The organism is Nitrospirae bacterium YQR-1 (assembly GCA_039908095.1).
Lineage (GTDB): Bacteria > Nitrospirota > Thermodesulfovibrionia > Thermodesulfovibrionales > Magnetobacteriaceae > Magnetomonas.
Window position 1 is genome coordinate 17234 of record JAMOBJ010000027.1, and the last position, 26325, is coordinate 43558.

Annotated in this window: 21 protein-coding genes and 1 tRNA gene; 8 read left to right on the plus strand and 14 right to left on the minus strand. The window is 42.1% G+C overall.

Annotation, left to right across the window (positions count from 1 at the left end; genetic code table 11):
• Positions 1-77 precede the first annotated feature (77 nt).
• The 6 genes from H7844_12050 to H7844_12075 all read left to right on the plus strand — a co-directional run bounded on the left by H7844_12050 (position 78) and on the right by H7844_12075 (position 8843).
• Positions 78-3791 carry a protein kinase gene (locus H7844_12050; GenBank protein ID MEO5358015.1) on the plus strand — a complete coding sequence of 1238 codons (3714 nt, stop codon included), beginning with the start codon at positions 78-80 and terminating at the stop codon, positions 3789-3791.
• Positions 3792-3954: 163 nt separating this feature from the next.
• Entirely contained in the window at positions 3955-5253 is a 1299-nt protein-coding gene (locus H7844_12055) for a nodulation protein NfeD (GenBank protein MEO5358016.1), read from the plus strand.
• Positions 5254-5273: 20 nt separating this feature from the next.
• Positions 5274-6038, plus strand: coding sequence for a slipin family protein (locus tag H7844_12060; GenBank protein ID MEO5358017.1), 765 nt, complete (start codon positions 5274-5276; stop codon positions 6036-6038).
• A gap of 74 nt (positions 6039-6112) precedes the next feature.
• On the plus strand, positions 6113-7519 hold the full coding sequence (locus H7844_12065) for a sigma-54 dependent transcriptional regulator (GenBank protein ID MEO5358018.1): 1407 nt from the start codon (positions 6113-6115) through the stop codon (positions 7517-7519).
• Positions 7520-7923: 404 nt separating this feature from the next.
• A complete protein-coding gene (locus H7844_12070; GenBank protein ID MEO5358019.1) occupies positions 7924-8424 on the plus strand; it encodes an Hsp20/alpha crystallin family protein in 501 nt (166 codons plus the stop codon).
• A gap of 23 nt (positions 8425-8447) precedes the next feature.
• Complete coding sequence (locus tag H7844_12075; GenBank protein MEO5358020.1) at positions 8448-8843, plus strand: Hsp20/alpha crystallin family protein; 396 nt, start codon at positions 8448-8450, stop codon at positions 8841-8843.
• A gap of 65 nt (positions 8844-8908) precedes the next feature.
• Here the strand turns inward: H7844_12075 and H7844_12080 are convergent, their stop codons facing one another.
• From H7844_12080 to H7844_12135, 12 genes are all read right to left on the minus strand, one after another.
• The gene (locus tag H7844_12080; protein ID MEO5358021.1) at positions 8909-9220 is read right to left on the minus strand and encodes a hypothetical protein; all 312 of its coding nucleotides are present in this window, start codon (positions 9218-9220) and stop codon (positions 8909-8911) included.
• A gap of 194 nt (positions 9221-9414) precedes the next feature.
• Positions 9415-11055, minus strand: a complete 1641-nt coding sequence (locus tag H7844_12085) for a methyl-accepting chemotaxis protein (protein ID MEO5358022.1) — start codon at positions 11053-11055, stop codon at positions 9415-9417.
• Positions 11056-11509: 454 nt separating this feature from the next.
• Entirely contained in the window at positions 11510-12388 is an 879-nt protein-coding gene (locus H7844_12090) for a sulfite exporter TauE/SafE family protein (protein MEO5358023.1), read from the minus strand.
• A gap of 449 nt (positions 12389-12837) precedes the next feature.
• On the minus strand, positions 12838-13212 hold the full coding sequence (locus H7844_12095; protein MEO5358024.1) for a hypothetical protein: 375 nt from the start codon (positions 13210-13212) through the stop codon (positions 12838-12840).
• A 294-nt stretch (positions 13213-13506) separates the two neighbouring features.
• A tRNA-Pro gene (locus H7844_12100) sits at positions 13507-13584 on the minus strand.
• Positions 13575-13994: a MerR family transcriptional regulator gene (locus H7844_12105; GenBank protein ID MEO5358025.1), complete on the minus strand. Its 420-nt coding sequence runs from the start codon at positions 13992-13994 to the stop codon at positions 13575-13577. Before H7844_12105 ends, H7844_12100 begins: the two co-directional genes overlap by 10 nt.
• A gap of 1 nt (position 13995) precedes the next feature.
• Positions 13996-14268 (minus strand): integration host factor subunit alpha, encoded by a 273-nt coding sequence (locus H7844_12110; GenBank protein MEO5358026.1) that lies wholly within the window; start codon positions 14266-14268, stop codon positions 13996-13998.
• A gap of 57 nt (positions 14269-14325) precedes the next feature.
• On the minus strand, positions 14326-15333 hold the full coding sequence (locus H7844_12115) for a peptidylprolyl isomerase (protein MEO5358027.1): 1008 nt from the start codon (positions 15331-15333) through the stop codon (positions 14326-14328).
• 76 nt (positions 15334-15409) lie between these two features.
• Positions 15410-16261, minus strand: coding sequence for a hypothetical protein (locus tag H7844_12120; protein ID MEO5358028.1), 852 nt, complete (start codon positions 16259-16261; stop codon positions 15410-15412).
• Positions 16254-17669, minus strand: a complete 1416-nt coding sequence (locus H7844_12125; protein MEO5358029.1) for a VWA domain-containing protein — start codon at positions 17667-17669, stop codon at positions 16254-16256. The genes H7844_12120 and H7844_12125 overlap by 8 nt, the downstream gene beginning before the upstream one ends.
• Positions 17670-17673: 4 nt before the next feature.
• Positions 17674-18117 (minus strand): hypothetical protein, encoded by a 444-nt coding sequence (locus tag H7844_12130; protein MEO5358030.1) that lies wholly within the window; start codon positions 18115-18117, stop codon positions 17674-17676.
• Positions 18118-18205: 88 nt separating this feature from the next.
• A complete protein-coding gene (locus H7844_12135) occupies positions 18206-18964 on the minus strand; it encodes a glycosyltransferase family 2 protein (GenBank protein ID MEO5358031.1) in 759 nt (252 codons plus the stop codon).
• Between the two features lie 134 nt (positions 18965-19098).
• Between H7844_12135 and H7844_12140 the strand changes: the two genes are divergently transcribed.
• Together H7844_12140 and H7844_12145 are read left to right on the plus strand one after the other, a co-directional pair.
• Entirely contained in the window at positions 19099-21480 is a 2382-nt protein-coding gene (locus tag H7844_12140; protein ID MEO5358032.1) for an endonuclease MutS2, read from the plus strand.
• Positions 21481-21557: 77 nt separating this feature from the next.
• Positions 21558-22808 carry a hypothetical protein gene (locus tag H7844_12145; protein MEO5358033.1) on the plus strand — a complete coding sequence of 417 codons (1251 nt, stop codon included), beginning with the start codon at positions 21558-21560 and terminating at the stop codon, positions 22806-22808.
• Positions 22809-22847: 39 nt separating this feature from the next.
• On the opposite strand, the gene H7844_12150 is transcribed toward H7844_12145, so the two are convergent.
• Together H7844_12150 and H7844_12155 are read right to left on the minus strand one after the other, a co-directional pair.
• Complete coding sequence (locus tag H7844_12150; protein ID MEO5358034.1) at positions 22848-23324, minus strand: nucleoside 2-deoxyribosyltransferase; 477 nt, start codon at positions 23322-23324, stop codon at positions 22848-22850.
• A 369-nt stretch (positions 23325-23693) separates the two neighbouring features.
• Positions 23694-26321 (minus strand): CBS domain-containing protein, encoded by a 2628-nt coding sequence (locus tag H7844_12155; GenBank protein MEO5358035.1) that lies wholly within the window; start codon positions 26319-26321, stop codon positions 23694-23696.
• Positions 26322-26325 lie beyond the last annotated feature (4 nt).

Genomic DNA, 26325 nt, shown 5'->3' on the forward strand with positions numbered 1-26325 from the left:
GAATCTAATCATTGGAAACATTGTCATATGAGAGCAGACATTATTACTGAAAGAGGAAAAACAATAAAGGTGGTGCAATGTCTATTGTAGCGGCTTGTCCGACTTGTGGTGCCAAATATAGTGTTTCCACATCACTAACAGGTAAAAATGCCAAGTGTAAAAAGTGTGGCAGCACATTTAAAATAGAGAAGTTCCGCGGCGGCCTTCCCAGCGCCTCCATTCAGACGATGGAAAAAGGTTCCGGCTGTTCGTGGAATGTTGGTGACGTCATTTTAGACCTTTATGAGGTTTCAGGACTTTTGGGCGAGGGTGGCATGGGTAAAGTGTATAAGGTAAAGCACAAGGGGTGGAATGTTGACCTTGCAGTGAAGTGCCCAAAGTCAGCAGAGCTGGCAAAGGCCGGGGGGGCTGAGAGTTTTGAGCGGGAAGCTGAAACATGGGTCAACCTGGGCCTTCATCCACATATAGTCAGCTGCTACTACGTGCGTGAGGTAGAGGGCGTGCCGATGGTTTTTGCCGAGTACGTGGATGGCGGCAGCCTCAACGATTGGATTCATGATGGCAAGTTAACCACACTGGAGGGTGTAATTGATGCTTCAATACAATTTGCCTGGGGCCTTAACTATGCTCATGAGAAAGGACTAATTCACCAGGATGTTAAACCTGCTAACGTCATGATGACCTCAGAGGGCATAGCCAAGGTGACTGACTTCGGGCTTGCCAAAGCTGTGGGAATGCTCTATGGCCAGGATAGTTTCTTTGAGGACTATGGCTTGAGTAAGTTAGTAACTCCTGGTGGAATGACACCGGCTTTCTGTTCTCCTGAGCAGGCAAATCAGGAAAAACTCTCTCTTAAGACAGACATTTGGTCGTGGGCTGTTTCTGTTTTAGTTATGTTTACCGGGGAGGTCACATGGCCCTCGGGCACTGTGGCAGGGGAAGCCCTGAACTGGTACATGGAGAGTATAAGAGATGGCTTTAGCAATAAGAACCTGCCGGAGATGCCAAATGATATTTCGGAACTTCTAAGCAGATGTTTTAAGGAAAACCCGGTAGAGCGTCCTGAGAGCATGAATGAAATAGCACAGGAGCTTATAATTACATACGAAAGGATAACCGGTAAAAAATATGCCCGCAAGGCTCCTGAGGTCAGTATGGCTACAGCCGACAGCCTTAATAACAGAGCGGTGTCCCTTCTTGACCTTGGACGTGACGAGGAGGCGGAGAGGCTTTGGACTGAGGCTCTCCGAATTCAACCCCATCATCCTGAATCCAGCTATAACCTGGGGCTGACACAGTGGCGGGGAGCAAACATTACCGATAACGCACTTGTAAGGTCACTTGAGGAAGTTCAACGCTCCCATCAGGAAAATCCCATAGTAAAGTACTTAACAGGGCTTGTTCATCTGGAGAGAGATGACTGCACGCTTGCCTTAAAATATTTCATGGAAATAGATGAAACGATAACACATCTTGAGGACATAAGATATGCAATAGTGTATGCGCAATCACAAAAGGGCAGCTCAAAGGGCTTCCTTAAAGCCTTTATCGGCCATGAGGAACCTGTTACGGCAGTGGGTTTAAGTGCAGACGGCAGGTTTGCCGTATCGGGAAGTCTTGACATGACGCTGCGTCTTTGGGATACAGGGTCAGGCACATGCCTGAGAGTTTTTCACGGACACACAGGCGGCATTCTTTCTGCTTCCATGCTGCCCGATGCAACTCTGATTATCTCCGGCAGTGCGGACAAAACAGTGCGGATATGGGATGTTAAAAGCGGCTACTGCGTCCATACATTTAAGGGCCACATAGAGGGGGTTACCTCAGTAAGTATTGAACAAGGCGGCCGCAACCCATTATCCGGCAGCTCAGACGAAACAATAAAACTTTGGGACTCAAACTCAGGCACTTATCTGAGGACTTTTGTCGGCCACAAAGGAGATATAACCTCAGTCTATCTCACAAAGGACGGAAAGCACGTGATTTCATCGAGTAAAGACGGCACAATACGGCTGTGGGAAGTTTCCTCCCTGAGATGTCTCCATACCTTCAGAGGGCACACTAATGCAGTCAACTCAGTGTCGGTAAGCAAAAACGGGCGTACAATGGCCTCAGCTGGGGCTGACAAGACAGTGCGGTTATGGGACTTGACCTCACGTATCAGCACTAAAACCATGCATGGCCACGGAGAGACAGTCTCCGGTGTTTTTGTAGATTTCACAGGTAAAACACTGGTATCGGTAAGCCATGACAAGACAATGATTCAATGGGAGGTTGAAACAGGCAGATGTATTCGCACCTTTGATGGACACTTGGAGGCGATAAATGCAGTAGCCCTTTCGGAAGATGGCAGATTTGCCGTTACAGGGGGTAATGATAAACTGGTGAAATTCTGGGAGGTATCCAGCAACCGGGAATCCTTCCGTGCACCCATGATGCTCTCTCAGGTGCTAAAGAGTGAGACGGCTTTTTCAGCTATGGCTGCCTACACAGAACAGATACAAGAAGCAAAGGTGTGCTTTATTGAAAATGATTTTAAAAAAGCGGCTGCACATTTAAGAAAAGCCCGCTCACAGCGAGGCTATAGCCGCGACAGCGAGGCACTGTCTCTGTGGATGCAACTGTATATGCGTTTTCCACGCCATACGTTTGTCGGCGGTTGGGAGGGCATAACCTTTAAAGGCCACAGCGGAGCTGTAACCTCCATTTCGGTTGACAGCCACAGCAAGCTCCTGCTCTCAGGCAGTGTAGATAAAACAATTAAACTATGGGATATAGAAACCGGTGATTTAATCAATACTTTTAAAGGGTTTTTAAACGGCATAACCAGCGTACACCTCAGTGAAAACGGTCTTTACGCTATGGCAGGCACCATGGATAGAACCATCAGCTTCTGGGATGTTAAAAAGGGCAAACAGATAAGAGCCCTTAAAGCCCATGAGGGAGTAGTACGCAGCGTGTATCTAAGCAATGACTGCCACCTTGCCTTATCCTCAGGTGATGACAGAACCGTAAAGGTTTGGGATGTAGCCTCAGGGCGGCTTATCAGAACCTATGACGGCCATCCCGACCCCGTTATGGCTGTTTCCCTAAGTGCCGATAACCGATTTTTCATAACCGGTTGTGCAGACAGAAAACTCAAACTTTGGCAAATGACTACGGCTAATTTTCTGGATATACTTGCAACATATGACGGGCATACGGATGTAATAAACACGATTGCTTTAAGTTTAAACGGAAAACTGGCTGTAACCGGCAGCGAGGATATGACCATAAGGGTTTGGGACCTGAGTGCGGAAAGGTGCATACATATACTGGAGGGCCACACTGCAGGGGTCAACACGGTGAGCATAAGTGCCGACAACAACTTTGTGCTCTCCGGCAGTAACGACAACTCCGTAAGGCTTTGGGATATCAGGACGGAGACCTGTGTGCGTGTGTTTAAGGGGCATCAGTTAGGTATAAACTCCGTCTTAATAAGCCGTCATGGCAGGCAGGCGTTTTCTGCCGGTGATGACGGTGAGATAAAGCTCTGGACACTTGACTGGGAAATAGATGACGCCAAAGAGGGAAGATGGGATGACTCCGCTGCCGTTTACCTTGAGCTTTTTCTTGCATCTTCTGTTCCTTACGTCTCAGGAAGCCTTGCACGAAGAGGTAAACCTGTGTGGAATGACAGTGATTTGGAGGAATTGTACCATAAACTCGGATGTGTTGGGTACGGCTGGATTTCCCATAGCGAAATCAAAAAAGAGTTAAAATTACTTGAGAGCAAAAAGTTTTCAAAGTAGGTTATACCAAGCAGCAGTCAAAGGAGTAACGAGGTGGCTGGGAGCTTTCGACAAAGCCAACAAAGTTAATCGAATGAATGCAACTTGGTATAATCCCATATAAAGAGATATTCATTTATAAACACAATTTAGTGTATAATTAATCATGAAGAAGGAGACCTTCTTGAGCAAAACAATAAAACATTTAAGCCTTTGTGTGATATTACTCTTTTTGGCCGTCTCCGGTTTAAACGGTCAGGATAAAGGTACTGTTCGAATGCTTAAGGCAAACGGAGCGGTAGGTCCCGTGATGAGTGAGTTCATAATCGGCGCTATCGAAAAAAGCAATGACGCCAATGATACAGCCCTGATAATAGAGCTGGATACCCCAGGTGGGCTTGATACCTCTATGAGGGCTATTATAAAGGAAATGAACCGCAGCAAGGTACCAATTGTCGTCTATGTGTCACCATCGGGGGCAAGGGCAGCCTCAGCCGGCACTTTTATAACTATGGCCGCTCATGTTGCCGCCATGGCACCGGGCACAAATATTGGAGCCGCCCACCCGGTCTCCATGCACGGTGAGCTTGATGATACCATGTCTGAAAAAATAACAAACGATTTTGTAGCCTACATAAAATCAATCAGTGACTCAAGAAAACGCAATGCCAAATGGGCGGAGGAAGCTGTAAGAAAAAGCGTCTCCATCACCAACGCCGAGGCTCTTAAACTAAACGTAATTGACCTTGTTGCACACAACAGGGACAATTTGCTTAAACAGCTCAACGGCAGAACCGTTACAATTGACAACAAAACAGTAACCCTTCACACCTCAGACGTAAAAATTACAAACGAGGAGATGGGCACCAGACTCACTGTTTTAGGAATCATCACAGACCCTAACGTCGCCTACATCCTTATGATGCTTGGTATTTGGGGACTGTTTTTTGAACTAACTAATCCAGGCACGTTTTTTCCAGGTATTATCGGTGCAATATCCCTGATTCTGGCCTTTTACTCATTCCAAACGCTTCCGGTTAATTACGCCGGTGTGCTTTTGATAGTTCTTTCACTTGTGCTTTTTATCCTGGAACTGAAATTTGTCTCTCACGGAGCGCTTACGATTGGTGGAATTATTTCTATGACGATAGGCTCGGTTATGCTCTTTCAGAATGCCTCTGAGTACTACAAACTCTCACTTTATCTTATAGCTGTTACTGTGTTAATGACAGCGGGTTTTTTCTCGATAATCATAGGGCTTGCCTATAAAGCTTACAAACGAAAACCCATTACAGGAATTGATGGCCTTATAGGTTCAAAAGCCATTGCCAAGACAGCTATCGGCAAAGAGGGCATGGTGTCGGTTCGAGGAGAGCTCTGGAGCGCTTGCAGTGATACGCTGATAGAAAAAGGTGATGATGTGGAAGTGACAGAAGTCTCCGGACTAAAGCTTAAAGTACGGAAAATATCAGAAACCCTTTAATTTCATAATAGGAGGCCCACATGTTTAATGTTTCCACCGGTATGTTGATAATGATGTCCGTATTGTTTTTTCTCTGGAGCGCTATTAAAATCTTAAATGAATATGAAAGAGGCGTAGTGTTCAGGCTTGGTAGAGTGATACCTGTAAAGGGCCCCGGGCTTGTCATAATCCTGCCCATAATTGACAAACTTGTCAGAGTCAGCCTGAGAACTGTAACTATGGATGTTCCTTCTCAGGACGTAATTACCAGAGACAACGTAACCGTCAAAGTCAATGCCGTGGTGTACTTCCGTGTAATAGAGCCGATAAAGGCCATAACTGAAATAGAGGATTTTTATTTCGGTACAAGCCAGATAGCACAAACGACCCTGAGAAGCGCTTTGGGGCAGAGCCAATTGGATGACCTGCTCTCCAAACGTGAGGAGATTAACAGCCACCTTCAGCAGATAATAGATCAGCAGACTGAACCGTGGGGAATAAAAGTGACGGCAGTTGAAACCAAAAACGTTGATTTACCTGTTGAAATGCAGCGGGCAATAGCCAAACAGGCTGAAGCGGAAAGAGAACGGCGCGCTAAGATTATACACGCAGAGGGAGAGCTTCAGGCATCCTATAAACTTGCTGAAGCCGCTAAGGTAATTTCATCGGAGTCCGGCACACTGCAGTTAAGATACTTACAGACTCTTACCGAAATTTCAGCGGAGAAAAATTCGACAATAATTTTCCCTCTGCCAATTGAACTTTTAACGCCATTCCTTGAACACTTTAAAAGTAAACAAACTTAGCAGGGCTGATGTGTTGTCTCAGGTGAGGGAAAAACCCTTCAGTAGAGAGACAACACAGATATTAGCGAGTGGCCATGACTCAAGCTAAACCTGACCTTAGGGGACTTTCCCTGTTGATTGTCAGCAACCGCACTTATAACGATATAGGGGAGAGGTTTGAGCAGTTCGGTGGCAGAACATTTGTTACTACAGATGTGGAAACGGCTCTCTATACGTCAATGAAGGAGCGTATCGACATTGTTCTTGCAGATTCAAAAACAATTGGCGATGGAGTTGCAAACTTTATAGAAAAGTGTAAATCCACAAATCCTGCAGCGCTGATTTATCTTGCAGTGGATAACATGCGTGATGCCGCCGCCTCTATAGTTCCTCCCGGGATTGAGGACTATCTGCACAGCCACATAACCGGCCTCAGATTTGCTCAGATGACAGAGATGAAATTTAACAGAGAGCCACTAGAAAGCACCGGATTAACTGTAATGGACCCTTTGGTGTCACGCTTAAGACCATATTTTCAGTTTCACTCGGAGGCTATGCGCCGCGCTCTTGCCAACCTGCCGGCTATGGCATATTCCGGCCAAAACGTTCTGATTTCCGGAGAGACCGGCACAGGAAAGGAAATCGTGGCACGCTCTATACACGTCTTAAGCAGAAGGTCCTCAGGCCCCTTTGTAGCTGTTAACTGCGGAGCTATACCGGAGACCCTGATAGAGGGCGAACTCTTCGGCCACGAAAAAGGCGCTTTTACCGGTGCAATTCGCACACGTAAGGGTAAGTTTGAGGCTGCAACAAACGGCACACTGTTTCTTGATGAAATAGGTGATATGCCTTTAGCCCTGCAGGTAAGACTGCTCAGGGTTTTGGAAGAGGGGCAAATCTACAGAGTGGGAGCAGAAACCCCTGTCTCCATAAATGCACGGATTATAGCGGCAACCAGCAGAGAGTTGAAGCTATCCGTGCAAAACGGCCTCTTCAGAGATGACCTCTACTACAGACTCAACATCTTGCCAATACATTTGCCTCCTCTGAGGCAGCGTACCGAGGACATCCCATACCTTTCGATCTACTTTCTCAGCCGGGCATTTAACGAACAGGGCGTCTTCCCCCCCTACCCTAACCTCTCCCCGGCCACAATTGATCTCATGGAAAAATACCCGTGGCGCGGTAACGTCAGAGAACTCAGAAACGTCATGACACGCGTGGCAACTCTCCTGCCCCCTGATACTACCCAAGTGCTGCCAATCCATATAATCCCTCACCTTGAGGATAACATTACCTCAACTGCACCATCCCTGACCCCGGAGCCATCCGGAGACGGCATACTTATCCCCATCGGTACACCGATGAATGAAGCCACAGATATGATAATAGCTGAAACACTAAGACACACGGGCGGTAACCGCACAAAAACAGCTCAACTGTTAAAAATCGGACTCCGCACGTTAAGACGGCGGTTAAACCAGGGGGAAACTCCACAATAGGCCAACTTTGCCTATAGGCCAAACTGGCCTTCCAATAATGCTTTCCAAAAAATCTTTAATTTCAAACACTTAACAATATTTCACTATTTAAATAGGCCATTTTGGCCTTACTTGTAAGATTATCCTCAGATAAAACATACCCTCAAACATAAAAAATCCTTAATTATCAAATAGTTAAACAATTGGCACGGAAATTGATATATTAAGTAAAACTGAGCTGTTACACTAAGTTGCAGTCAAAAGTAAACGGAGGCGGCAAGGAGAAAGCGACACCTCCCCTTACAGGGGATTTCCCTTTTTAGGGGAGACGTTAAGGAGCTTGTGACGATGCCGGCAAAGTTGGACATTGAAGGCTACTTGGTATCAGTATAACAGCCCGAAAAAAGATAAGGAGGTAGAGAATTATGTTTGGAAGAAGTCTATTGGGGAGAAATTTATCAGGGTTAGACCCATGGGGTGGGTTTGGAGCCTTTGAGGACAGTGTTGGTAAGGTACAAAGCAGGATAGCGGAAAGAATGGCTGAGGCACAAAAGGAAATCAACAGAGTCTTTTCAAACCTTGAGAGGCCCTCTGCCGGGCAATTTCCTCAGGTAAATGTGTGGAGCAAAGAGGACGGGGCATATTTAACTTGCGAGATTCCCGGGGTCACACCTGAGGATATGGAAATAACCGTTACCGGTAAGACACTAACACTTAAGGGTTGCCGCAAAGGACAGCCGGATGAGGAGCAACTGTCCTATCACAGAGCAGAGAGATGGCACGGTAATTTTGTAAGAACACTGTCGCTGCCTTTTGACATTGACGCAACTAAGGTGGATGCTAATTTTTCAAAAGGCACACTTTCAGTGACACTGCCGATGGCAGAGGCGGAAAAGCCCAGAAAAATCGAAATCAAAGCTAATTAATTAAGAAAAGGAGGTTTACATCAATGGCAACACAAGAGTTAAAAGAAACAGCAGCAGTGGAAAAACCTGAGAGGACGCGGGCATCTAAAGTTTATACACCGGCTGTGGATATAGTGGAAAAGGCAGGCGAGATAGTGCTTACGGCGGATATGCCTGGAGTGGATGAGGCAACGGTGGATGTGACGCTTAAAGACAACGTGCTGACCATTTACGGGGCTGTAGAGCCTGTGGTGCCGGAGGGCTACACACTGTCATATAGCGAGTACAAAGTGGGGGATTATGAAAGGAGCTTTACACTGTCTGATCAGATACAGAAGGACAGGATAGAAGCCAAACTTCAAAATGGAGTTTTAAAGCTGGTGCTTCCCAAGGTGGAAGAGGTAAAGTCAAGAAAGATAGAGATTAAAACAGCCGCCTGAGGCAATACAACAGAACAATATCAGCCGGGGGGGAGAATACCCCCCCGGGAATATCTACGTAAGGTTTATCGTCTGGGCGGCAGTGGACGCGCCTTAGCACCTTTAGGGGGTTGAGGTTTTGGGTTAACCTTTGGCCTCATAGCATTTGGATTTCTTCTAGGCGGTTTTGCAGCGGCAAGCAAATCAGTGCCATTAACACTGCCTGTAAGGACATCTTTTAATAAAACATAAGGCTGCTCCACTACAATGAAATCACCGTAAATACTGCTTACCATACCTCTGTCCTGTAAGGAAGTGCCAACGCTTGCTGAGACTGCAGTTGAAAAAAATAACGTCACATACAACACACAAAAAAACAACAGTAAAAATCTCTTCATATTATTACCTCCTTTTTCAGATAGTGTTGTTAATACTCTAAGAAATTCTTATAGAATCTGTCAACTTTAATTATTGGGATTGGTATTACTTCAGATGGGATTATCCCAAGTTTAGAATTGGAATTAAATGTAAATCGGTTCTGCCCAATTCACACAGAAGCAAGACATATTAAAGATAACATTAAATACAGGATTTAATTTAATAATTTCCCATGAAGTGTTTTACCATGCTGTCCGATGTTAAACTGCCCTGCGATATTTTGGAGGTCGGATGATAGGCTCCTGAGTTTATTTACAGACTCCAGTATGTTTTGTGAGCTGCTGGAAGTTTCATTAGAAATAGCGGCCACGGTCTCGATGTCTTCAGATATTGTGCCGGAGACAGTTGACATTTCCTCAGTTGAGGTAGCTATCTGCTGCACCATTGACTGGAGATTTCCTACTGTTTCCACAATTTTATTCAAAGACATTTTAGCCTGTTCAGCAAGCTCAACCCCTGCTTCCACTCTTTTTGTACCATCCTGTACTGATTTTATAGCCTTCCCTGTTTCATCCTGAATCGAGCTAATCATACTGCTTATTTCTGTTGTTGATTTGGCTGTTCTTTCAGCTAGCTTTCTAACTTCATCCGCAACAACAGCAAACCCCCTGCCCTGCTCCCCTGCCCTTGCCGCCTCTATAGCGGCGTTGAGGGCAAGCAAGTTCGTCTGGTCAGCTATATCTTTTATAACATTTATTATTTCACCAATCTGCTTTGAACGCTCTCCTAATGAGTTTATCACATCATATAACGACATAACCGTCCTGGATATTTCCTGAACCTCGTTTCCTGTCTTTGTTACAATTGATGAGCCATCATCGGCAACTTTCAACGTGTTTGTTGCCGACAGTGCCATCTCTGAGGCGTTTCTTGCTATATCTACGACTGTTTGTGACATTTCTGCAGATGATGTCGAAATTTGCCCGGTTTTGTTTGTTTGCTCATCAACCATCCGCAATATCATTTTCAATGTTGAGGTTAGTTCTTCCGTGCTTTCTGAAAGCAAATTGATTCCCGTAAAAATCTTACTTATGATACCTCTTAAACTCCCCAACATAGTATTAAAGGCAAAGGCAAGATCCCCGATTTCGTCATTGCTGACTATCGAGACGTCTGTTGTTAAGCTGCCATTTGATGCCATTTCGGTCGTTTCTTTTAAACACAAAATTGCTTTCATTATTTTGCGTATTAATATTGTTGTTAATAAAGCTCCCGATATTAATGCTAAAATTGTTGTCCCCATAATAAGTGTCTTAAGTTTGATGATAAGTGTCTTAGTTTTTTTTACGTTTTCTTCAAAAGATTTCATTGCAAAACTATCAAGTTTTTTCAAAGCTTCCTCTATTTGTCTGTCAGCTCCTTTTACCTGCTTATCTATGGCTGCAATATCATCACTGGTCTCACGGGCGGTAATCAGTTTATCCATTGTTTGATTATATTTAATAAGATGGTCCTTAATCTCATTGATAAGAACTTTTTCTTTTTCATCATTGGAGATTTTCTCAAATACTTCTACTTGTTTCTTTAAATCAGATAAGGCTTGATGAAATGAATCCACATATTTAGTATTTTTTCTTAGTAAATAGTTTTTAAAACTATGAACAGCATTCCCAAGCTCTACCTGAGCCTGCATTCCGGCCTCCATTTGAACACCCTCTTCTTCTGTACTTTTTTTGAAACTCCCCTCTATATACTCAATACTAAAATAAGCTAAAACACCTATAACCATTAGCGATACAGATAATAATCCAACAATACCATAGAGCTTGAGTGACAGGGGTACCCGTGTTTTCATTGATAGAGCCTCCATTAAAAAATATAATTTATGTTGCCTTTATAATTGACTCCACTAAAAAAGAACTAATCCCAAGCTGCTTTCATTCCTAAGCAACTCTCCCCTTGTATTTATCTTCTAATCCTTTTTTCTCTGTCATTTCCGGCTCTCATCAAAAATCCAGCCTTTTGAAGTCTTCTTTAAAAAATATGGAGTCTGTTTTTCAATGGAGACAATACGGAGTCTGTTTCATATCAATTGTTTTTTCCTAAAATAATGTCCGGCCACCCATGGTACCTAACACCCGAAATAACAACCGCTGCTTCATTACCGCCTCCAAACAGGTATTCATAATTTTCCCTGTATCAACAGAGAACCTCTGCATAAAACAAGTATTATTTTTATGAGTAGAGAATATCAAAATAAATAGAAAATGTCAATGTAAAAAGCTTTAGCTGCAAAAAGAATACGTAGTTTAAAAAAACTTATAAATATACTGGAGGGCGATAAAGATAAAAATAATTGAAAGGATAAATTTAATCCATTTTTCGGGCATATGTTTTTGTGTTTTAGCACCCAGATACATGCCGGCAAAACCACCGATACCAAAGAGAAACCCTAGGAGCCAATCCGGTCCAGCAGTCACTCCTGATACCGGTACGAGACTGTAAAAAAGTATTCCAAAAACAGAGGTTATAAAAGTTCCCATAAGAGCAGGTCCCGATACGGTATAAACCGGAAGTTTAAACATGGTAACGCAAAAAGGGGCAATGACAGCGCCCCCTCCTATTCCGTAAGCTCCCCCTATTATGCCGACAATAAAGGCCAGTGTAAACATGCCCGGCGTACTAAAAGACACCTTTTCCCCCACAAACTCATACTCCACATTTTTGAGGCTGAAGCGGGAGTTTGTAACAATGAATGCGCCTGCTTTAGCGCCTCCGGAGGTGTTATGGGCGGAGGTAAGAGCACCGGTTAGAAGCCTTATACCAACATAGGCAAGCACGATGCCGATAAAAAGTTTAAACGTTCCGGCATCGGACATATATTTAACTCTGAGGTAATAACCGATAAAGACACCCGGGATGGTTCCTATTGTTATTACCCACGCAAGAGGCCAGACCATTTTACGGTCCCGTATATACTTTAACATGCCGCCCGGTATGCCGATAATATTGTAAAGCAGATTGGTGGAATTTACCGATGGCAACGTATAACCCAGAATGCTCACCTGAAAAGGTAAAATCAAAACTGCACCTGAGACCCCTCCCATCGAGGTAAAAAACGACAGTACAAAGGCAAAAAGCGGAGGGATCACAACTGAGACCTTAACCCCTGCAACAGGAAACATTATTGAGAGGAAATCCAATAAACCTCACTACTGTAATTAAGGGTTAATATTAAAGCCGGTATAGAAACGCCAACAAAAAGTTATACCAAGTTGCAGTCATCGTCTAATACCAAGTAGCAGTCAAAAGAGTAACAAGGCGCCGCTTTCTCCCAGCCGCCTGTGTTTATTTCTGACTACAACCCGGTATTATTATAAACGTTTTTTTTAATATAATCAAGAAATTCTTCACCTTTACAAGTTTTTTAAACTCTTATCAAATAGTGCAGGCAAAGGAAATGTGTTATTATACCAAGTTGCATTCATTCGATTAACTTCGTTGGCTTCGTCAAAAGCTCCTCAACGTCTCCCCTAAAGGGGATTCCCCTATGAGGGGAGGCGTCGCTTTCTCCTTACCGCCTTGTTACTCTTTTGACTGCAACCTGGTATTACGATAAAAACAGCAATAAAAAAACTTAGAATTTGAAGTATATAATTAAGACGCCGATTAGGGAAAGAATAACCATCATTATAAGTGATGGATTAACACGGTCTGAAGATCTTTTTATTCTCAGAGCATTCAGGGCAAGGCCAATTAAAGAAAAGACCAGTGTGGTGTTGAGAGAAATGAAGGCATTTAAAATCATATCAGGGTCCCAGTATGTACGGGCAGTACGATAGACGCCTTTTGGGTCAAAGATTGTAGGCTGCTCCGGCATTGCATTGTTAATATAGGCAAGTGTAAGCAAAAACAAAATCCAACACATTACTGAAACAACTAACACCAGTTTTTCAATAATGTCCCTGCGTTTCCGCCTGTCTTTCCTCTGAGGCTTTATATTGAGTTCCATATGACCGCCCTCTTGTCTTTAGGGGTTGACAACTAAACAAATACTCGTACTACAAATATAACCTGTTTAATAAGAATTATCCACACGAATTTAGATACTAATACCAAGTAACCTTCAATCGGCTAATACCAAGTTGTATTCATTCGATTAACTTTGTTGGCATTGTCACAAGCTCCTTAACGTCTCTCCTAAAGGGGAATCCCCTGTAAGGGGAGGTGTCGCTTTCTCCCTGCCGCCTGCGTTTACTTCTGAATGCAGCTTGGTATAAAGCATACATTTCCATTTTAAAGCAAATGGTCGGGGCGACCCGATTTGAACGGGCGACCACTCGCACCCCAAGCGAGTGCGCTATCCAGGCTGCGCTACGCCCCGATTTTCTTTAACTTCTTAAGTACATCCCTCAGCCGGCTTTTGACTAACTCTATTGTTGCTCTTGCATCCTTAACATCTCTTGTGCATGTGTCGGATTGCTCCGCCTCCTCATCCACAAGTCTGCCGGCAAGCTTCTTTCTCACCCCTTCTATCGTAAACCGCTCATCATATAATAAACGTTTTATGTCTAACAACAATTCGATATCTTTTTTCTGGTACATTCGCTGTCCGGACTTCCCTTTACGGGGCATCAAAAAAACAAACTCCGTTTCCCAATACCTCAAAACATATGGTTCAAGACCTGTTATTTGACTAACCTCGCCAATCTTATAAAATAGCTTTTGCGGTATATCCAACGTATCTGTGCTGCTTGCTGCTGAGGGTTTAACTGTCTGGTTTACTTTTAACATACTACTCTACTTTGTTCTTTAAATAGTTACTGGGACGAAATGATACAACTACCCGCGGCGTTATCTCTATATCCTCACCGGTCTTAGGGTTTCTACCCCGTCTTGACCTTTTCTTTCTGACATTGAATGTTCCAAATCCAGATATCTTTATTGACTCTCCACCGGCAAAAGTCTCTTTCATTGTCCCCAGGATAATCTCTATGAGTTCCTCAGAGTCCTTTTTGGGCAGCCCAATATTATCAAATAGTATATTTATCAAATCTGCTTTTGTCATAGGCTTTTCGAATACTACAAAAACTCCCCTCCTTGATAAAAAATAATTAAGAGTACTTTACAATAAAATCTTTATAACTCTCTTGTCTTTTAATGATTTTATTAAATCTTTAAAAGCTTTTTTCGTTTTTTCATCTAAAATCTCATTTCTAACGCTTTCCTTATATTTCTCCGGTGTTTCCGCCAATTGTTTTTCTACCAGTTGTACAATTTTAAAGTCAGCCCTCGAATGTATAACCTTGCTAAACTCTCCTTCTTTCATGGTGACTACTATATCTGCAAGGTCTTTTTCCATTTCATCTTTGTTTACAAATCCAAGGTCCCCTCCGTTTAAAACATTCGGGCCCTCTGAATACTGTGCTGCAAGGTTCCCAAAATCGGCCCCTTTTACTAATTTAGCATAAATATCCGCCATCAACTGTTCTGCTTTCATGTTTTCCTGTGCATCTTTTTTATATAAACGTAATATCACCCTTATTCTGTATCTTCCGGCATCAGAGCCGACATTCAGCCCCTTTGTACGTTCTTTGATCTCCTCATCTGTTACCATTAACTTGCCAAAAACCTCGGCTGCCGTTACCTTCTGAATCATTATCTGATCAGCCAAACTTTTTTTGTATTCTTCCAGTGTGAAGCCCTCTTGTCTTAATAATGCAACAAATTCATTTTTTGTAAGCTTATACTTGCTGCTTATCTCATCAACCGCTGCATCCAGCTCCTTCGGCAAAACCACAATTCCCCTTCTCTTTGCCTCAGACACTATAAGCCTCATCTCTATAAATTTCTCCAATGCAGGCTGTTCATTTCTCTTTAAAATCTCCAGCTTTTCCTTCTGTTTTAAGCCCTTTAACTTGTCTGACATTTCAAATTCCATCATTTTATACAACTCACTCCACGTTATCACATCCTTATCAATCACCGCTACCACACGGTCAAGCACTACCGGCGCCGCACTTACAGCGGTTGACAGTATTAAAACTAAAAAAATTGCGATTATACCCGTTCTTAGAATAATGTCCAGCCTCCTTTTATGAAGTCGCTTAAGTAAAGTACAAGATTTTGACATAAACTTGCCTGTAAAATCAATATGTATATAAAATAAAAAAACAGCACATATAAAAATAAAGAAAAATTATTGCAATTTATATCTGCATCTCTTCTTCAACAAGTACCCCCTTACTTTCGTTATCCATTAAAGAGGTTTGCGTATAATCACCACGTGGCTCCCTTCCCTGTGATTTCAACAGTGAAGGTTCCTGCTCTGAATCTTCTATTTTCTTACTTATATTTTCAATATTTTTACGCAGCGCCTTACTGCATTTGTCTATGTACTTATTTGCCTTTTCAAGGTCCATTGCCACTATCTGAAGTTCTTCGGAACTGGCCGCCTGCTCCTCAAACGACTCCATGATCTTAACATTGGATGCCTTGATTTTTTCAAACTCATCCACTAACTCTGTAAATACCTCTTTATAGCCTAAAATATCAATCATCAGCCTTTTCTGTGCCGCTAATACCGCCCGAAGCTGACCGGCTGAGGGCTGCCCCTTAGTACTGTGGTCAACCTCATCTTCGTCATGTACACCGCCGGCCTCTCCGCTTACCGCCTGAAGTTTTGTAAATACCGCTTCCAGCACCTCCTCATACAATCCATATAGATTGTGCCACAGGTTTTGGTAATCACCTTTGCCCTCATCCAATGATTTAATGGCAGAGTTGACAAAGTTCTTCTTTGCCTCACTAACATGGTGTTGTATTATTTTTTGAACATCTTCCTCACCCATCGTCTCTGAAAACGCATCTGTATTGTCAGTCATTTTTTCCAGCTCAGAATTCAGAATATCTCTGAATTCCTCTACGCTGAAACTACCGCCGGTTGTTTTTATTTTTATCGTCTCTCTTCTTCCCCTGATAAACAAGAGGATACTAAGTCCAAAAAACAAAACACAGAACTCTATTAAAAATAAGAATAATAAATAATTTACCCTAACCATGTTTATGTACCTGTTTCCTTTTGTCTAAAAGTGAATGAATAAAACCAATCATATTTACTATTTCATCACTGTGTGAAATCTGATATATGAAATCCTCAATAGTCTCTTTTCTCATGTATGCCCAGGCCGCAACCAAAAAAATAAGGTTAATGAACAGAAAAACCATTACAGCATCAACAAAAGTCATTTCTTTTTTATTTTTTCTCTTAGCACCTGGGTACATGCCGTGTAATTCCTTCTCAGCCTGCACAATAAAGGCTTTCCCCCTTACTAAAGAATTACCGGCAGCGCTTAATATAATCCTGTAGAGACCCTCCCCGGAAGGAAGAAAAACTCCTTCCAAAAAGCCGTTTTTTCCTCTGTGAAGATTTGTCTCCGTTTCCATTTCATCCTTTTTAGCTGCTAATATTTTAAATTCCATACTTTTAAGAATACCAGGGTTTTTAATATATAAATCATCCATCTTAAGCCATGCCTTAAAAGGTATGTTCTTTTTTACCGGCACATAGCGGCTATCAAAAGAAGACATTATTTTCAGGCTTGAGTTAACATATGCCCTGTTTTCCTTTGTGGTGCTGAGTTGGAGGTTCCACATACCATATTGTGGATTAGCTATTTTTATGATCTCGTATCTGTTGTAGGAATACCATGTTACATTTTCAGGATGTTCTTTTTTAGTATATTTTTTTGAATTAGGCGGGATTATGAAAAACATATTGTCTTTACTCTGCTTTTCACTAACAAGAGTTATATCATAAATTGATTCGTCAACAAAAAACTTACCACGTTCAAAAGGGATTAAATCAGGGGATTTAAACGCCTCATAAAGAATTAACCCGTTTGATGCATAGCTTTCATTTTCAGAAACAGGGATGAATAACCCGCCTGATTCCGCAATAACCTCAACCACGGGATTGTTCTTAACCTTGCCCATGCCGTATATCTTTATTTGCTTATTCTGCAGAGTTTCAAACAGAGTTTCAATATCTTTTTCATCAGGTTTTTCTTTACAGGACTGTCCAACAAACAATACGATTGACAACCCGTTATCTAAGAGGTTTTTTGAGCTTAAATAATTGACGGTGTCATTGATAGCACCGGTTAACTTTTTTGAGCAGCTTCCTGATGGCGCAAGGTTATCTAAAGCCCCCATAATACCGATAGTGTCGGCAGGCTTACTGAGAGGGGCTAAAACAGTGTAATTGTCACCCAGCACTGCAAGTCCAACCCTGTCGTCGGCCCACAGCAGACTGATAAATATTTTAGCGCCGGCAGCGGCGTCTTCAATGTGTTTTTCAAACCCTGTGGTATCAAAAAGCACAAACACATCATCAGCTTCTAATTTATCCGGCGGCGGCACTAAAAACACGAAAGCTGTAAATAAAACCATCAAAAGGCTCATTCTCATAGTTTTAACGCCTCTGACTATGAACGTCTTTCCTGAAAAGGGCAAGGTTCACCTCGTTTAAAAATCTCTTATGCTTAATACCGGTTTCATACTCCTCCAGCAACACCTTGATTTCGCCCTCATTTATTATACCCTTTTTTACAAGTAACTCGCCAAATTTAACGTCATTTTCCTGTAGTCTTTCTTCTATCTCAGCAATGGTATCTTTATCCAGCAGGTTAAGGGCAATAAGGGCCTCATGCAGAGATACTCCGTTTGTTTTTTGATAATCCACGGCTAATTTAATTTTTTCTGAGCCTAAAACTTCATGCTGTAAAACGCTCAGATCAAAGGCAACGTTAATTTCGGTCTGAAGTCTGAGTATTCCCTCAAGCATATCTGAGGTAAGAAACCCCCTTGAAACCAGAAACTGGCCGAAATGTACATGGTAAAATACACTATCCATCATAAATTATGTTTATTTATCGAGCATTTTATTATTTTTCTTTAATAAACTCCTTTAATAAATACTGCTTAATTACAACAGCTATAACTATTTAGCGGATAGAGTTAATTTCCCTGATTAAGCTACCGCTTTTAAAAAAAAACACTACGGTTTGAAAAAATGCTTTAAAAGCGGATTTCCAGAGTTTAAACTTAACAAGGGAAACAGTACCGGTTTTACGGGGCTCATAGGAAACCGGGTGTTCATATATTTTTAGTCTGGATTTCGATAAAACACCGGAGATCAGCACATTAGGAGCAAATGTTTTTTGAGGTATATGTTTAATGATTTTTTCAACAATACCGGAGCGAATGAGTCTGTAAGGAATATTGACGTCAGCGATAACGCCGCCAAAGAGTTTGTTGACCACAAGGGCTGAAATTTTGGAAATAAACTTACGGTTTAAACTTTGAACCCTGCCGGTTCTTTTGCCAAAAAGTGCATCATAAGATAAACGGTTGTTCCACAGATGGGGAAAATCACAGGATTTCAGCTCATTGTCACCGTCACACTGAAACACCCAGGCGGAGACTTTGACGGCCTCTCTGTACCCAGTTAAAATGGTGGGGCCGTGGCCCTCGTTTTTTTTATCAATTATCCTGACATTTTTATCTTTGTTAAAAGCAGACAAAGCCTCTGAAGTTTTATCAGTAGAGCCGTCATTTAAGACTATTATCAGGTATTTCCCGTTTATATCGGTTTTTGAAATGGTATCTTTCCATGAACCAACAACCTCCTTAATGCATTGCTGTTCGTTATAAACAGGAATAACCACGGCAAGGTCGTATTCTTTTTCAGTTAAATCAGCCATTATCACACCAACAATTTCTATAAGATTACTGCTATATTATGAAGAGTAAAACACTATAATAGTGATTTTGTCAAACAGGCCTGCGTCTGAGTTCAAGCGTAAAATACCTGAAATATGTTACGATATACGTCCAGATGATAGATGACAACACTGTAGCGGCGTTAGAGTTTAGTAAGATACTTGAGATTGCCGCCTCATATGCAGTTACTTTTGCAGGCAGGGAGAGTATTTTAAACCTGAGGCCGCTTTCAACTCCTGATGAAGTCAGACACGAAATAGATTTCATAACGGAGTGGCGAAATCTTTTTGCTGAAAACAACCAAACCGGAATAGAGCCGGTTTCTGACTTATCTGCGTTTTTTAATGCGTTGAAACCGGAAAACTCTATAATTCAGCCTGTTGAGCTAAGAGAATTTGTTGCGCTTTTTGATTCCTCTTATAACCTTAAGAGATTTGCAAAGCAGCACCAATACCCATTAACCTCAGAGCTTGTATCCAATCTTACAACGCATCCGTTTATAAAGAAAACCATTGAAAACTCCATAGATAAAGACGGCGGCATTGTTGATACCGCCTCCACAGAGCTCTATGAAATAAGGCGCAGGCTGAAATCACTGGATATCAGGCTTAAAAAGCTTCTCGATGGGATTTTGCAAAGAAAAGACTATGCCCCGCACCTTCAGGATTTCTTTATAACTATTCGTAACAACAGGGCTGTCATTCCGGTCAAAAAGGATTCCAGGGGGCAGATTCCCGGGGTAATTCACGATATATCCAAAACCGGCGAGACCATCTTTGTCGAACCTTATGTGGCACAGAATCTGGGCAATGAGATTGAATCCCTTAAGGGGGATGAGAAAATTGAGGAGTTCAGAATCATAAAGCACCTCTGCACAATTGTCAGGGAACATTTGCCTGATATTGAAAAAGACTATCTGATAGCGATAAAAATTGACAGCGTATCGGCTCTTAGCCGCTACTCGGAGGCCGGTGCTATGTCCGCCCCTGAAATTACCGGCAGCGGATATATTAATATAATAGGGGGCCGGCACCCCATATTAGAGCATACTCTTTTGAAGCAAAATAAAACTGCACAACTCGTACCCCTTGACATTACAATGGGTAACTCAGTAAGGGCTGTTGTGATAACCGGCTCTAATGCCGGGGGGAAAACCGTAGCACTTAAAACCATCGGGGTAATTCATCTTATGGCTCTCTCAGGAATGCACATTGCGGCCAAATCGGGTACAAGTATCCCGTTTTTGAAGAGGATTTTTGTTGACATCGGAGATGAACAGTCAATAGAAGATAACCTCTCCACATTTTCCGGACACCTTAGCCGGATATCTAAAATACTTTCGGAGAGCGACAACAGTACCCTTGTGCTTTTAGATGAACTTGGCACCGGCACCGACCCGGATGAGGGCGGCTCCCTGGCCTCCGCTATATTAACGGCACTTATGAAAAAAGGCTCACTTGTGGCCGTTACCACTCACTTAAGAGCCCTGAAATTATTTGCATACTCCAACGACAACGTTGTAGTGGGCTCTATGGAAGTGGAAACATTTGTTGATGAAAGAGGCAAAAAGATATTCAGACCAGCCTACAGACTTGCCTTAGGCCAATTCGGCCAATCCCATGCCTTTGACATCGCCTCCAATTTCGGAATATCTGATGAGATAATCACAGATGCAAGGGCAATTCTCAGCGGTTCGGATACTGTGATGGAAACTCTGCTTTCCAACCTTAACACAGAGCTTGAACTCTATAAAGAGAAAACCAAAGAGGTGGACGCACTGAGAGAGGAACTCAGAGCACTTAAGAGCACACTGATGGGGGAAATAACCTCTGTCAGGACCTCAAAAAAACAGGCCATTAAAAGAGCCCTGGATAAGGCGGAAAGTATATTGTCCGCAGCAAAAACGCAGGCTAATGAAATCCTTGAGCAGATTAAAACTTCGGAAGCTGAGAAAGCTAAAAAATTGGTTAAAGAATTAGGAAATAAGTTAAAGGAAATAAGAGATAAAAATGAATCATTCACAACTGAGCCTGCTGCACCGAAAGTTACAGTAATACCCGGGAAAAAGGTGTTTTTAAAGGGACTTAAAGTCTATGGCGAGGTGGTCACGGTAAATGAGGCCAAAGGGCGTTGTTGTGTTTTGGCAAACGGCCGTGAGATAGAAATCTCAATCACCGCAATTACTGAAATGGATGAAAAATCAGCAGAGCAAACCGGCAGATACTATAGAAACACAGATGATGCTATAAATCGGGAAGTTCCTATGGAAATCAACTTTATTGGAAAACGTGTTGACCCAACACTTTCAGAGCTTGAACGATACCTAAACGACGCTGTTTTGTGTAATTTAAAAACTGTAAAGATAGTCCACGGCCTTGGAACAGGGACTCTTTCAAAGGCAATCAGGCAGTATCTCTGCGCACATCCGCTTGTAAAATCTTTTAAAAAAGGGGAGACGGAGGATGGTGGAGACGCTGTTACAATTGCAACACTGTAGAGACAATGCAGAAAAAATGCCCCGTTAAATGTCAAAATGTCAGGCAGCACAATTTCGGGTTCTTCAGGGAGTGATCGTTGAATAGACGTGTAATACTTTTGTGTTTTTTGGTTTTGTACTTTGTACTCTTTAGTGCAGTGCTTATTCATTATAATGATTTTACAACCGCCTGTAGTGTTTTTGGAATGTATGCATCAAAACCGGTATTTGGTGATTTAAATATTATAGCGTGCAGTATGGAATGTCTCAGAAAAGGGATGGACCTCAGTAGTAAAACAGTACATGACCTTTGCGGCGGGTACTTCAACTATACAAAGTTTTCGACAATATTAGTTTATACCGGAATTAACACAAGCCACACAAATGTCATAAGCGTTGTTCTCATTGCTGTGTATTTCTTTATAATTTTCAGGTTCATTGGAGATATTGACTCCTTTGGCCTTGTTGTTTATTGCTTGCTGCTTTATTCACCCGCCCTGATGTTACTGGTTGAACGTGTTAATATCGATATGTTGATATTTATTGCATTATACGCATCACTTTTTTTTCTAAGAAAAAATAAAGCAATCATATCATATTTAATAATATTGTTTTTCTCATTTATAAAATTATATCCAATATTTTCATTTTCAGTTTTTTTAAAGAAAGGAATAAAACATAACGGGAAAATGTTTGTAATCATGATATTGTTTTTTGCCTGTTATTTATTTTTAATCAGAGATGAGTTTGCTGCAATCTATACCAGTACAGGACGCGGCGTTGAATACTCTTATGGTGCGCTTGTGTTCATTGATACGATTTATCCTTATCTGGGCAGGTGGGGAATCTCAAGTTATGTCCCTTTCACAGCAGGCCAGTTCCATATACTTGCATTTTTGGCAACATTACTTATAATTTCAACAGGCGTGTCAAAGGGCCTGAGTGCAGGGACAGCCGGTGAGGACACTGAGCACATTGACGGGCTCAGACTTGGAGCAGGGCTTTATCTAGGCACCTTTCTTATAGGTAATAATTGGGTTTACAGATTATGTTTTATTTTATTTACAGTGCCTCAAATACTTATATGGTGTAAAAGCAGCAAAGCCTTAAAGAGTCTTTCAATCTTAGCATTAGCAGGCATTATAGTGAATGTTTACAACGAACTTTGGTTGATAAGAATGTTTGTTAATCTGGTATTACTGACTTTCATCAAAGAGATTTTATCATGGTATTTAGTTTTTTACTATAGTTATGCAATTGCACGGACGATTCCAAACTCAATAAGAAATCATTTATCTTTAAGCAATACTATAAGGGCTGTTAAGCTTTATGCCGGATCAAAAAAATGAAACGTATCTTGTTGATGAAGCCAACAAAGTCAGCCGAAATTATTGTCCGTTTTTGTTATCAATATAGAGCCATATATAAAGAGTTTTCAACAGTTTTTCAATGGAATCAACAATTTTATCGCAAGAGCACTCAATCATGGCATTGACGGTAGATGAGACGCCTTCCCCTGCGTTTCTGACGTCAGTCCTGATGCCTATTATTTTTTGTCTTTGCCCCTTGCTTTTACTAAAATAACCAACCTCCCATGCTGTACCGTCATCCACCTGGCTTCCGTCCAAAATCGCTACCAAAATATCGACATCGTCAAGATGTCTGCGGCAGCGATTGAAGATTTCATACTTGGCATTTTCACCTAAGGCCGCTATCTCCTTAGTCAATATCAACTCCTGAGGATTAATTATTTTGACGTCCAATCCCTTATCCTCAGCAAGCCTTTTAATATATCCCTTTATTAAATTTACCCATCTTCTTTCAGCTTTAGAAAACAACGGGCCGGCCAAATATATGGTTTTCAAGTTCTCTTGTCCCTCTTTTCGTTATAAGTCTTAACTTCATAATCGGCTATACATGCAAAAAACTTTATCTCTACCATCAATGATGATTATAGCAAAAAGCAAAAGTATGTTTTTATTGAATTTATTAAAGAAGAGATTGCCACACCCCCTGCTGGGGTTCGCAATGACGGCATGTAGCTGTTCTTACTGTGTTTTTTTATTCGTCATTGCGAGGAGCGATAGCGACGTGGCAATCTCAACCACTAAAAATAATGAACGGAATTATGGTTTTCGCTGTAGTAGTGGAAATGAAAAAAACACTATTTATCATGAAATAACTATTATCACCTTATTATGAAGATACCAAATGGTAACCTCATTTATCTTTATCTACCCTTCCTTTTCACCCACTACTTTCATTACAAAGGCAATCTCATCGTTTTTATCTTTGATTGCGCCTGAGATTCTTGAGTTGATTATGCCGTTAAACACATCTCTGTAGATTATTCCTGGAGTCAGACCCATTTCCTTAAGTTCCATGCCGGTCAGGAGAGGTTTAATATGCCTGTGCTCTGATAGATATCTTGATATGGCCTGCTGCCTGCCTTTGTTTTGAGCCATCAAAAAAAGTACGGTTTCTATACTCAAAGTTTTGAGGAAATGATATAGTGTTGCAGGGTCGTTGGAATCAGGCAAATTATAAAGCTCAATCGAATGTCTCAGCGAATTAATTATGTTGTCAATTATATTTGGAGGTGTTGTCAGCCTCTTTAGAGCATCCAGGCGTGACAACGCCGGCAGAGTTGACATTATCCCCATCAGATAAATCCGCCCGATATCCGGTTCACTTGAAAAAAACGTCAGTCTGTACCACGATATAGCGTCATGGATACTCTTTAAGATGTTGCTTAGCTCCTTAGTAAATGCAAAGTCCGGGTGAATGGCGCTTAAGAGGCCATAGCCTGAGAGCCTCTTCAACGCTTTGGACGGGTCTAACTCTTTAAACACAGATAACATTTCATCGTATAACCGCGTGCCGGATACCTTTCCAAAAAGATCAAACTTCACGGCGGTTTTTATCAGTTTTTCCGTGTGCTTGCTTATTTTAAAATCAAACCTCTCCGAAAAACGCACAGCTCTGAAAGCCCTTGTGGGGTCCTCTATAAAACTCAGATTGTGAAGCACACGGATTGTGCGCTCCTTGAGGTCTCTTTGAGCTCCAAAGAAATCTATAAGTTTACCGAAATCCCGCTTGTTCAGACACACGGCAAGCGTGTTTATCGTGAAATCCCGTCTGTAGAGGTCTTTTTTTATAGATGAGGTGACAACCTGAGGGAGCGCCCCAGGCTCTTCATAGTACTCAGTGCGTGCCGTTGCAATATCTATAACAAAATCCTTAATGCCGCTTTTTTCCGGTTTTAACCCAAATATCTTAGCTGTCTGAAACCTTTCGTGGGTTTTTACCCGCCCGCCGAGACGCTTTGAAAGTTCCCACGCAAGAGCTATACCGTCTCCCTCTACAACTATATCTATATCAAGATTCTGCTCCGACCTCAGAAGATCCCGTACCGAGCCCCCAACAAGGTATGAATTCATTCCAAGTGTGTCGGCAACATCTCCGGCCTCTTTTAATATATTGAAAATTGAGACAGGTATCCTTTCCTTAAGTAGAGATGAGACGTTTCTTCTTGTTGATGTCTTAAAATCATTGTCAATCGCCACTCTGTTCTGTCTTACATAATCCTCATATAGGTTTCTGAGCAGATCGGTTCTCGTTATGGCTCCAACTATAGTCTCACCCTTAAGTACAGGTAGAAAGCGCTGATTCTTTTCTACCATCGTCTCTTCAATTTCACTCAGAGATGTCCCGGTACCGGCGGTCACTGCATCTGTTGTTATAAAATCATCAATGGAGCTTTTTTGAAAACCATGAAATATAGCCTTCTCTACCACTTCGCGGGAAATTACACCCACGTATGCGTCTTCCTTGATAACCGGTAATACATTTATTTCATATTTCGTAAGCAGCATGGCGGCCTCTTTTATTGTGGAGTTCAGTTTGATGGTAATAACCGGGCTTGTCATTATGTCTTTTGCCGTCTTAACAGGTTTGATTAACTTCCTAAGGGTACTCGTTATCTCCTCTACAATAATCTCAGGAATGCTGTCTTTAATAGTAGCCGAGGCTGCCATCGAGTGACCGCCGCCGCCGTACATTGCCATCAGCTCCGCTATGTTAAGCTCCGGCACCCGGCATCGTCCTACAAGCAAAGTTTTTCCCTCCATTGAAAACACCAAAACCACAGCATCCGTCTCCTCCATATCCATTATATAATGGGCCATATAGGCAACATCACCAAAATAACTGTCCCTAACGGCTACCCCGATTTTTATCCTTACGCCGGAGATAAACACATCTGTCAGAGATGAAACCAGCTCATTTAAAAGTTCAAAATCCTCTTTACTTAATAATGGCCTTAGAAATGCCGAGACAATGTTAAGGTTTGCCCCACGCCTAAGCAGATATGCCGCTGCACTTAAATCCCGCTCCGTTGTAGAGGCAAACCTCATCGAGCCGGTCTCTTCATAAATCCCAAGACACAGTATGGTTGCCTCCAAAGCTGAGATAATTATATTGTCTTTCCTTAACAGCTCAGTTATTATTGTTGCAGTTGCCCCCGTTTCCTCGATAGTTTCTACGGTGGCACGGATGTCTTCTTGTTTTTTAGTATGGTGGTCATATATAAATGTAATAACACCGCTTTTACCGGCAATATCTGCAAACCGCCCTATCCTTAAAGCGCTCTGAGTGTCCACAATGACTAAACGCCTGATGCTTCCCAAAGGAATATCTTTTATCTTTGAAAACTCAACCGGATAGGTTTTAAGAAAATCCCTGACAGGTTTTTCCAAAGATCCGGGAAACACAAGTCTCGCCTCAGGAAACAACCTCTTTGCTCCCACCATTGAAGCCAAACAGTCAAAATCGGCATTGAGGTGGCAAGTAATGACATCCACAGAT